Genomic DNA, 11,066 nt, shown 5'->3' on the forward strand with positions numbered 1-11,066 from the left:
TATTAAAGAGGTGGCTTTTGTTGATTACAAAAGTCATCTTTTTATGTTAGGAATAGATTGTATACATTTTAGCAGTTTTATATAAATAATAGAAATTTATACGAGGTAAATATCATGGGAAATAAAAAAGAAATAGCTATAGTTGCATTAACTACAGGATTCGTTTTAACAAGTGTAACACTATATGGAGTAGGTCATGCAGAGGAACCTGGTCAAATGCAAGTTGAAATTCAAGAGGATTCGTTCCGTACAGGTAATCTGACACAACCATCAAAAAAGGCACCAGAGAATGTAGTGAAAGATGCACTTAAGGAAAATACGGAGCATGCTTTGTCTCCAAAACAAGTTAGTGCAGAAACAGGAGTAGATTACAAAGTTCTTCAAAAACGTGGTTCTTATGATGGAACTACACTTGTGCGCATGCAACAAATATATGAAGGAAAAGAAGTATATGGCCACCAGTTGACTGCTCACGTAGATAAAAAAGGTATTATTAAAAGCATTTCAGGAGCTAGCGCACAAAATTTAACACAAGAAGATTTAAAGAAACCTATTAATTTATCAAAAGAAGAAGCAAAACAATATATTTATAAAAAGTACGGAAACGATACTAAATTTATTTCTGAGCCAGAAGTTAAGGCAGTTATTTTTGTTGATGAAAATCATGGGGAGGCTAGCAATGCATATCAAGTTACATTTGCTGCTACAACACCAAATTATGTATCTGGAACTTATTTAGTGAATGCTCATAATGGTGAAATGTTAAAAGATATGGTACAAGAATCAAGTTTGAAAATAAGTGAAGAGTATGTTGAATCCGTTAAGGAAAATAAAACTAGCAATTTCACATCATTAACTGGAACAGGAAAAGATGATTTAGGCGTAACTCGTACATTTGGTATTTCTAAACAGACCAGTGGGAATTATGCACTTGCTGATTACACAAGAGGACAAGGAATTGAGACATATGATGTAAATTATAGAGATATTACAAATGAAGAAAGTTATTATCCTGGTATACTAGCAACTAGTGTTTCAACAACATTTAATGATCCAAAGGCGGTAAGCGCTCATTTCTTAGCAACAAAGGTATACGATTTTTATAAAGAAAAATATAAGCGTAATAGTTTTGATAATAAAGGAAAAAAAGTAGTTTCAGTTGTACATGCATGGGATTCTGGAGGAACAAATGATCCTGAAAATTGGGAGAATGCATTTAGTACTAATATTAATAACATTAGTATGCTTTTATATGGAGATCCTATGGTAAAAGCATTCGATATAGCGGGTCATGAATTTACACATGCAGTTACATCAAGTGAATCTAACCTTGAATTTTCAGGAGAATCTGGGGCAATTAACGAGGCATTATCGGATATTATGGGAACGGCTATAGAGAAATACATAAATAATGGGGAATTTAACTGGACAATAGGAGAACAAACTGGATCGACTTTTCGTAATATGAAAAATCCAACTGCAATTAATTTTTCAGAAGGACTACCGTATCCTGATGATTATAGTAAATATAATGATTTAAATGGAGAGGATTATGGAGGCGTTCATTTTAACTCAAGTATTATTAATAAAGTTGCGTATTTAATTGCACAAGGTGGTACTCATAACGGTGTAAATGTAAATGGTATTGGTGAAGATAGAATGTTTGATATTTTCTATTATGCAAATACTGATGAATTAAATATGACTTCTAATTTCTCTGAATTGAAATTGGCATGCCTTAAAGTGGCAACTAATAAATATGGAGCGAACTCAATTGAAGTTCAAGCAGTCCAAAATGCTTTTGATGCGGCAAAAATTACAGGAACGGTGAAAGAAAACGAAAAAACAGCAGAAAACCAAGCTCCAGAGTTAACTGTACCGTTTACGATTACACTACGTGTAGGTGATACGTTTGATCCAATGAGAAATGTAAAAGCTGTTGATAAAGAAGAGGGTGATTTAACAAATAAAGTAAAGCATAAAGGCGATGTAGATACTTCAAAACCAGGTACATACATTGTGGAATACTTGGTCGTTGATTCCCAAGGGAGAAATACAACGGCTAGACAGACTGTAATTGTAGAGGGAAATGGAGAAACATCAGATTTAGAACCTAAATTAACAGTGCCTGTTGGAGCGACAATTCATGTAGGAGATTCATTTGTTCCAATGGCAGAAGTATTAGCTATCGATAAAGAAGACGGTGATCTCACTTCTAAAATCAAAGTTGATGGTGAAGTAGATACAACTAAAGCCGGTACTTACGTATTAACGTACACGGTTACAGATTCTAAAGGTCATGAAGTAACGGCGAAGCAAACTGTAACGGTCAAAGTTAGAGAAGAAGTTAAAAATGATAAACCAATACTAAAAGTACCTGCTACAACTTCAATTACTGAGGGTGATCAATTTGATCCATTGGTAGGGGTATCAGCTACTGATAAAGAGGACGGTGACCTTATTTCTAAAGTAGCGTATGAAGGAACTATAGATACAACTAAAGCTGGTACTTATGAAATAATATATAGTGTTAGAGATTCCGTGGGTAATGAGGTAAATGCAATACAAAAAGTATTAGTGAAAGATAAAGAAACTAGCAAAGCTAATGGCCTTGCTAATAAGGAAAATAAGAGTAATATCTCAAACAACAGTAATAGCGATAAAAAAGAATATACATATAAGGAGCTTCCAAAGACGGGTGTAAGTACAACTAACAGTGCAGCAATCGGCATATTGATGATTATTACAGGCACAGTACTCACTTTTGTTCGCAAATTTAGAAAGATACAAAAATAATAGTAGGGATCATTCGTTTGAAGAAAAGAGTTCATTATTCAAAAGAAATAAAATAGAAAGTAAGTAAAACAAAATATGGATTTTTTACTTAATAAGATTTTAGTAGTTAAGCGGTGCATTTGGCTTCTATAAAAATTTGTAGTTGGATCATGTTCTGTCTACAAAACTACATTACATAAAAAACACGTTACTATTCTCATTAAAATAAAAGAATAGTAACGTGTTTTTTGGTTTGGAAAAAGCATAAATCCTATAGTTCATGAATCTGGGAGTGCTTCTAATCTGCCATTGATGAGTTACTGAAAACATTTTGTTTTAATGGAAGTTTCACTCTAAATGACAACATGAGATTTTCGATATTTACCAGGTGTTTCATTGGTGAATTTTTTAAAAATTTTAGTGAAATAACTTTGATCGCTAAAATTAAGCGAAGCGCATATGTCTGATAAAGGATAGGTGGTGAAAGTTAATAATTTCTTTGCTTCTTCGATTCGTTCACGTTGAATGTACTCAATTAATGAAATACCGACTTCTTTTTTAAATAATATAGATAAATAATCTGAATTCACATTTGCAAATTTAGCAAGTTGTTTAACAGATATTGGATTGTAAATATTTTTAAAAATGTAGTTTTTACAAATAGCAATAGTCTGTGAATATTGCTGTGTTTTTTGTGCCTTTACACGGTCTGCAAAGGTACAAAAAGCATTTTTTAATAAATCCCAAACAGATTCTTTGTCTTTTGAATCTTCTGTTCTTTGAATATGTAAATCATAAATTTTGTAAGCAATCCCAGATGGAAGTCCCCCTTTTATCGCATATCTAGTAGCGAGCGTGATGGATGAAATACAAATGTTTTTATGACGTCTTAATTGATGGAATGAAGATAAAGATGAAAGAGTCTCTTGTTGGAATTCGTAATAATATTTGAGTACGGTTTCTTTATCCCCTTCTTCTATAGAACTAAGTAGTTGCTGCTCTATATATAAATTATGATAAATAGATTCGTCTTTTTGCATTGAAATATATACATCTTCGTTTAAGATGCTGCTATGACTTATATGAAGTGAGTCACTGTTATTTGAAAAGGTGCTTACATCTGAATTTTTTTTATAGAGAATGTTATAGAACAATATCGCTATATTTACAAAAAAATTTTGATCTTTGACTGACAATGAAAAATAATGGTCTCTTGTTCTTTTATAATTTGGAATAAAATTAAGGTTACTATCCGCTTTACTTGTAGAAAAATTTACATGTGTCAAGGGCCCAATAATAACAGTACCGTTCACCATATAATCGCTCTTTATGTGAATTAAAATAAAGTGCCCTAGATATTCGTGAGTTCTGAAGATGGGGGAATTATATGTATCATTTCTCTGAAAAAGCATATGTAACTGTTCTATTTTTGATGTATATAACGAATGTGAATCATTTTTTGATTTAAATTCTAAAAGAATATTTTTGTTACAATCTAAAAAACAAACTGGAATTTCGAAAGATTGAAAAAACATATTGCAAATGTACTCTATCTCAACTAGACTGAGTTTTTTAGTCATATTCTTCCTCCTTACAGTTATGCGTAATAGTTAAATAAACATATATTCCTTTTTCATAAGTAGATACGGAAAACCTTTATCAATAAAAAATATAAATAAAAGTTATAAACTTCTAAGAATAATACCATAATTTAACATGAATAGCACATATTATTTGAATATACAGGTAATAGTTTTGGACAGTAACGTAAAATATGAATCGTCACACTTATTTGTTGGTTATTACTTATATGTATTAAAAAATGATTAAGATTGGATTTTAAATAGGGATAGGAAGTGAGAAATGAATAGATTGACAGTAAGTGACTAGTCGAAATTAGCAGTGAAAGCTATTATGTAACAAATGTAATGATTCTTGAAATAGGGATATACGTGTAATTTAGGGGAGAAAATTACATATATCATGTGGAGAGACAACGTAATAATAGAAGATAAGAAAAGTGAATAAGTGATTGTAAACAATGGATTGTTGGACGACTATGTTTTATGTTATTCGTTTAAATCTGATACTTGGCACACTATTGCTTTTAAGAAGGTAATAGTAATAAAGAAATTTTTAAAATGATAGAAGTAGTAAAGGGGATAAGAGAAATGAAAAAAATATTTAGTGTGCTTTTAGTGTTATTCTTAACATTTTCTACATGGTTTAGTGTATTAGTAAAGGCAGATTCACCATCTAAAGGTACTTTAACGATTCATAAGTATGAACAAGAAAAAGATGGAGCGCAGGGACTAGAAGGTGACGGTTCTGCAAATCAAGAGGTGCCAAAAGATGTGAAACCATTAAAAGGTGTAACGTTTGAAGTGAAAAGGGTTGCTTCTTTTGAAAAAATTTCAAACGATGGGAAAATCGTAAAAGAAGACGTGAAACCTGTAATGGGAGCCACTCCAAATCAAGTAGTAACAGATGATAACGGACAAGCTGTATTAAAAGATCTTCCGCTAGGACGTTATGAGGTGAAAGAAGTGGCAGGACCTCCACATGTGAATCTAAATCCCAATACGTATACAGTGGATATCCCATTAACGAATAAAGAGGGTAAGGTGCTAAACTATGATGTTCACATGTATCCCAAAAATGAGATTAAACGTGGTGCAGTGGATTTAATAAAAACTGGTGTAAATGAAAAAGCATTAGCAGGTGCAGTATTCTCTTTATTTAAAAAAGACGGTACAGAAGTGAAAAAAGAGTTAGCAACAGATGCTAATGGCCATATCCGAGTGCAAGGATTGGAGTATGGAGAATACTATTTCCAAGAAACAAAAGCTCCGAAAGGCTATGTAATAGATCCAACTAAACGTGAGTTTTTTGTTAAGAACTCCGGAACAATTAATGAAGATGGAACTATTACTTCTGGTACAGTAGTTAAAATAGAAGTGAAAAACTATGAAGAACCAACAATTGATAAAAAAATTAACGGAAAATTGGAAGCGTTACCAATAAATCCGTTAACTAATTATAATTATGATATTAAAACATTAATTCCAGAAGACATTAAGGAATACAAAAAATATGTGGTAACAGATACTTTGGATAATCGTTTAGTGATTCAAGGAAAGCCAATCGTGAAAATTGATGGAGCAGAAGTAAATGCAAACGTTGTTGAGGTAGCTATAGAAGGTCAAAAAGTAACAGCTACAGTAAAAGATTTCACAAAATTAGATGGTAAAAAAGAATTTCATTTGCAAATTAAATCCCAAGTAAAAGAAGGAGTACCATCTGGTTCGGAAATTTTAAATACAGCAAAAATACATTTTACAAATAAAAATGATGTAATTGGAGAAAAGGAATCTAAACCTGTAGTTGTTATTCCGACAACTGGAATAATTGAGTTAACAAAAATTGATAGTGCTAATAAGAATAAATTAAAAGGTGCAGAGTTTGTACTTAAAGATAATAATGGAAAAATAGTTGTCGTAGCAGGAAAAGAAGTAACAGGTGTATCAGATGAAAATGGTGTTATTAAATGGTCTAACATTCCATATGGAGATTATCAAATTTTTGAAACGAAAGCACCGACATATACAAAAGAAGATGGTACAAAAGCTTCTTATCAATTATTAAAAGACCCCATTGATGTAAAGATTAGCGAAAATAATCAAACGGTTAAATTAACGATAGAAAATAATAAAAGTGGATGGATTCTTCCGGTAACGGGTGGTATAGGAACGACTCTTTTTACTGTAATAGGCCTTACTTTAATGCTTACAGCGGCATTTGTTTTCTTTAGAAAAAAGTTTGCTAGAAATTAAGATTTTAGGAACATGTAACTATGGGAAAAGGGGAGAAGCAAAATGCTTCCCTCTTTTCGATATTTAAGCATATACAGAGGTGGAAATATGAAACGAAATCTTGTTTTGGGAGGTATTTTTTTATTTGGATTAGGTATTTTTTTATATCCTACTATTAGTAATTGGTTGGCGACCCGTGCACATTATTCTGAGATTAGCTCTTACGATAAGAAGATTAAAGCATTACAAAAGAAAGAAGTCGAACGTAGGGAAAAAGAAGCAGCCGAATATAATAAACAAGTTCAAACTTCTGCGAAAACATTTACAGATCCATTTTCTGAAAAAAAAAGTAATCATCAAGCGTATGCTGATGCGTTAAATTTAGGAGATGTAATGGGGTATATTGAAATATCGAAAATTAATATAAAACTGCCAATCTATCAAGGGACCTCTGAGGAAGTATTGAGTCGCGGGATAGGTCATTTAGATTTTTCTTCGCTCCCGGTAGGTGGAGAAAATACGCACACTATTTTAACAGGGCATCGTGGTTTACCATCAGCAAAATTATTTACAGATTTAGATAAGTTGAGAAAAGGAGATCTTTTTTATATTCATTCTTTAGACAAAGTTCTTGCTTATAAAGTAGATCAAATTAAAGTAGTGTTACCACACGAAACGGACGATCTACAAATTGTACAAAATAAAGATTATACAACTTTAATTACGTGTACGCCTTATGGAGTAAACACCAATAGATTGCTAGTTCGAGGTGAGCGTGTGGAGTTAAACGAGAAAGAAAAACAAAAAGTGAGTACAGAGATAGTTATATTTAATAAGTGGACTGTAATAGTTACAATCCTATTGTTATGTGTGTTTCTAGTCGAAATTTATAAGAAAAGGTTTACTTGATAGAATGTATTTATTTATCCTGCATTAATGGGAAGTGGGACCGGAAATTCAAAGATAAGTAAAGAAGGTATATAGGAGATGAAGTAAATCATCATTAATAAAAATTTCATTTTATTCGACTATAGAAAAAATACGGTAAAGGTGGGAACAAAGGAATTGAGGCTACGATTAAAGCTGGTAAGTATTCATTTTATTGTTTTGTTAATGTTAAGTGTAAGTTTTGTCGTATATGTACCAAAAGAAGCATATGGATCCACGACTAACTTAGAAGGTCTAGGAGATATATCGCGTTATAATGCTGTTGTCTTTGGTAACCATAAAGCAATAGGTGGCGACATTGAAGGAGCAATTGCAGTTCAAGGTGATATGGATGCATCGGGGTATACGATTGTAGGTGCTGCAGCGGGAACATCTAATATAGTAGGTGAAAAATGGGGTGATGAGGGATATCCGTCCTTGTTATTGTCTGGAAAATTTAAGAAATCAAGAGAAGAATCTTTTATCATTCAAAACGGAATAGTCGTAATGACAAAAGAGAGTGATCCAGATCGCATCATACACTCCTCTTATGATCGTATCGTTTATAAAGAAAAACTAGAAATTGACGCGAAATTTAATGAATTTCGCAATATAGTGAACCAAGTCAGTAAAAATGCAGGTCAATATAAAACGAATACCCCAATTCCAAATATGAGTCATGGAATCGGAAAAGATATAAACAATCCTAATATTTATGTTTCATCAGAATTGACAGGGAAAATTAATTTAGATATAAGAGATGTATTTTTACCAAATGCTAAGGACAAAGATTTTATTGTAATGTATTCGGATGCGATAGAGGTTACATTTAAAAATGGGGCTATTCTATATGACAAGAACAATATTGGAAGGGCTACGGATATAATTCCCACATCACAACCCTATTCTCCTAATTCACCATTTACTGAGCTATACAGTAAAATGATTTGGGTTTTTCCTAATGCGAAGAAGATCACAACAGAAGGATATGGTGTTGTTGGGAGTGTGTTTGCTCCCAATGCTGTATTAGAAACAAAAGGCGGTTCGATTAATGGACAAGCATTTGTCGGTGCGGTACAACAAACTGGTGGATTTGAGTTTCACAATTTCAAATTTAACTGGAAACATTGGAACAAGCCTAGTACAGGAAAAGTAAAAATAAAAAAGGTTGATAGTAATAATGATAATAAAAAATTGGAGGGAGCAAAGTTTAAAATTGAAGATTCAAAAGGAAAAATAGTTGGAGAACTAGTAACAAATGAAGAAGGAGAAGCGATATCAAAAGACTTACCAATAGGAAATTATACTTTAGTGGAAAAAGAAGCACCTAAAGGTTACGAATTATTAAAAGATAACATAACTGTAAAAATAGAAAAAGATGCAGTAGTAGAAATTAAAATAGGAAATAAGAAATTGCCAGATCCAATGGGGAAAATGAAGCTTGTGAAAGTAGACATAAGTGATAAAAATAAAAAACTAGCAAGGGCAAAGTTTCATATAGAAGATTCAAATAAAAAAGTAGTTGGAGAACTAGTAACAAATGAAGAAGGAGAAGTGATATCAAAAGACTTACCAATAGGAAACTATACCGTAGTGGAAATAGAGGCGCCTAAAGGTTATGAATTATTAAAAGATAAAATAGCTGTAAAAATAGAAAAAGATACAGTAGTAGAAATTAAAATAGGAAATAAGAAATTGCCAGATCCGACTGGGCAATTTGAAATTGAAAAAGTTGATGATATGGATAGTGAATTAAAGCTAAAAGGCGCTGTATTTCAAGTGTTAGATAAAGAAGGGAAAGAAGTTAGTAGATTAATAACGGATGAAAAAGGAAAGGTGATTTCCAACCAATTAGCAATTGGAAAGTATACGATTAAAGAAATAAAAGCACCGAACGGATACATGTTACTTAGAGATTCAATAGAAATAGAAATTACAGAAGCAGTAAAGACACAAAAAATAACAGTGAAAAATGCGAAGAATAACTGGGTAATTCCTAATACTGGTGGGAGCGGAACAACAATTTTTTACGTAATTGGTATTATGCTAATGTTTGCTGTGCTATATTTCTGTAAGAAAAATCGTATATTATGAACTAATTTTATAGAGTTAGACAGATCGTTACGTTAGAGAGTTTTTAGGACATGAGTTCGGTATTGTACTGGACTCATGGTACTAAATTTGTTAAAGGAGGAAGGATAATAGTAAACATAGAATATATTAATGAATTAAAATATTTAAGAGGTGAACATGGTGGCAATAAAACAAGACGAAATTAAGGTAGTTGTCGGAGCTGGAGTGTTTAATAATAATCCAGGTTGGATTCAAACGCAAGAAGATGAACTTAACTTACTAGATAAAGCTACGTGGGAAGAAAGATTTGAATACAACTCTATTTCAGCTATTTTAGCTGAGCATGTATGGGAACATCTTACTTTTGAAGAAGGTGTAAGAGCAGCTGAAATTTGTTATGAATTTTTAAAACCATCTGGTCATATTCGGTGCGGAGTCCCTGATGCATTCTTTCAGGATGAGGCATATCAAAATATAGTTCAAATAGGGGGCCCCGGTCCGAAAGATCATCCAGCAGCAAGTCATAAAATCGTTCATAATTATATAACATTAACGAAAATGTTTGAAACTGCTGGATTCGAGGTAGTTTTACTTGAATATTGTGATGAAAATGGTCGGTTTTATTACAACGAATGGGATGCAAACGACGGTGTTATTTTCCGTTCGAAAAGGTATGATTCTAGAAATAAAGGCGATAAACTTGGTTTTCCATCGCTAATTGTCGATGCAATTAAGCGTTAATCATTAATCATTCCACAAAAACAGGAGTTAATCCTATGATTTCATAAGTCGCAAATGCGGCTTTTTTTATTTGTACGTAAATCTATATTTAATTTTCAATATTATATAACTCGATTTAGAAAATATTTAAGTTTTTCTCAGCACCATTCACTTTAAATTAACACTTCGTTGTTATAAATATTTATTTTATATTTATATTCGTGTAAAATGAAGTGAGAACATACATTCTATATAAGGAGGCAATCAAAATGATAGCTGAAATTGGGAAACTAACTGATGGATATATTGTAAAATTTGAACGCGAATTTCCATATACGGTAGAGGAAGTTTGGTCTGTATTAACAGAAAACAGTAAGCTGAAAAAATGGATGTCCAATTTACAGATTGAAAGCCTTAAAACTGGTGGAATAATAAAGTTCGACATGATGGACGGTTCATTCATAAACATTGATATTTTAGAGTGTAAACTAAACTCAGTACTTGAATTTACTTGGGATAAAGACCGTGTCCGATTTGAAATACATAAAGAGGAGAATGGTACTTTGTTACTTCTTAAAGAGTACATTCATGAATTAACAGATCATACACCGAGAGATATAGCTGGTTGGCATATTTGTTTAAATCTTTTTTCTTGCGTTTTAGAAGGAGAAGAGAAAGAATTTTCTAAAGATGAATGGCAACAATGGTTTGAAATATACAAGGATAAGATTCATGAAGTAAGAAGATAATTGCATAATA

At 32.1% G+C, this 11,066-nt stretch carries 7 protein-coding genes; 6 read left to right on the forward strand and 1 reads right to left on the reverse strand.

Annotated elements, in window-relative coordinates:
- Nucleotides 1-114: 114 nt before the first annotated feature.
- Nucleotides 115-2,796 carry a M4 family metallopeptidase gene (locus tag ACTFRU_RS00655; protein ID WP_016122548.1) on the forward strand — a complete coding sequence of 894 codons (2,682 nt, stop codon included), beginning with the start codon at nt 115-117 and terminating at the stop codon, nt 2,794-2,796.
- Between the two features lie 332 nt (nt 2,797-3,128).
- Here the strand turns inward: ACTFRU_RS00655 and ACTFRU_RS00660 are convergent, their stop codons facing one another.
- Complete coding sequence (locus ACTFRU_RS00660; protein ID WP_000162835.1) at nt 3,129-4,355, reverse strand: AraC family transcriptional regulator; 1,227 nt, start codon at nt 4,353-4,355, stop codon at nt 3,129-3,131.
- 591 nt (nt 4,356-4,946) lie between these two features.
- Here ACTFRU_RS00660 and ACTFRU_RS00665 point away from each other — a divergent pair.
- The 5 genes from ACTFRU_RS00665 to ACTFRU_RS00685 all read left to right on the forward strand — a co-directional run bounded on the left by ACTFRU_RS00665 (nt 4,947) and on the right by ACTFRU_RS00685 (nt 11,056).
- Complete coding sequence (locus ACTFRU_RS00665) at nt 4,947-6,608, forward strand: SpaA isopeptide-forming pilin-related protein (RefSeq protein WP_440037383.1); 1,662 nt, start codon at nt 4,947-4,949, stop codon at nt 6,606-6,608.
- An 87-nt stretch (nt 6,609-6,695) separates the two neighbouring features.
- On the forward strand, nt 6,696-7,496 hold the full coding sequence (locus ACTFRU_RS00670) for a class C sortase (protein WP_006929241.1): 801 nt from the start codon (nt 6,696-6,698) through the stop codon (nt 7,494-7,496).
- 156 nt (nt 7,497-7,652) lie between these two features.
- Nucleotides 7,653-9,608 (forward strand): SpaA isopeptide-forming pilin-related protein, encoded by a 1,956-nt coding sequence (locus tag ACTFRU_RS00675; RefSeq protein WP_440037384.1) that lies wholly within the window; start codon nt 7,653-7,655, stop codon nt 9,606-9,608.
- A 156-nt stretch (nt 9,609-9,764) separates the two neighbouring features.
- The gene (locus tag ACTFRU_RS00680; protein ID WP_000225721.1) at nt 9,765-10,328 is read left to right on the forward strand and encodes a class I SAM-dependent methyltransferase; all 564 of its coding nucleotides are present in this window, start codon (nt 9,765-9,767) and stop codon (nt 10,326-10,328) included.
- Nucleotides 10,329-10,576: 248 nt separating this feature from the next.
- On the forward strand, nt 10,577-11,056 hold the full coding sequence (locus ACTFRU_RS00685; RefSeq protein ID WP_440037385.1) for an SRPBCC family protein: 480 nt from the start codon (nt 10,577-10,579) through the stop codon (nt 11,054-11,056).
- Nucleotides 11,057-11,066 lie beyond the last annotated feature (10 nt).

Origin of the sequence: Bacillus cereus group sp. MYBK220-1 (assembly GCF_051916445.1) — a bacterium.
Taxonomy (GTDB): Bacteria; Bacillota; Bacilli; order Bacillales; family Bacillaceae_G; genus Bacillus_A; species Bacillus_A cereus.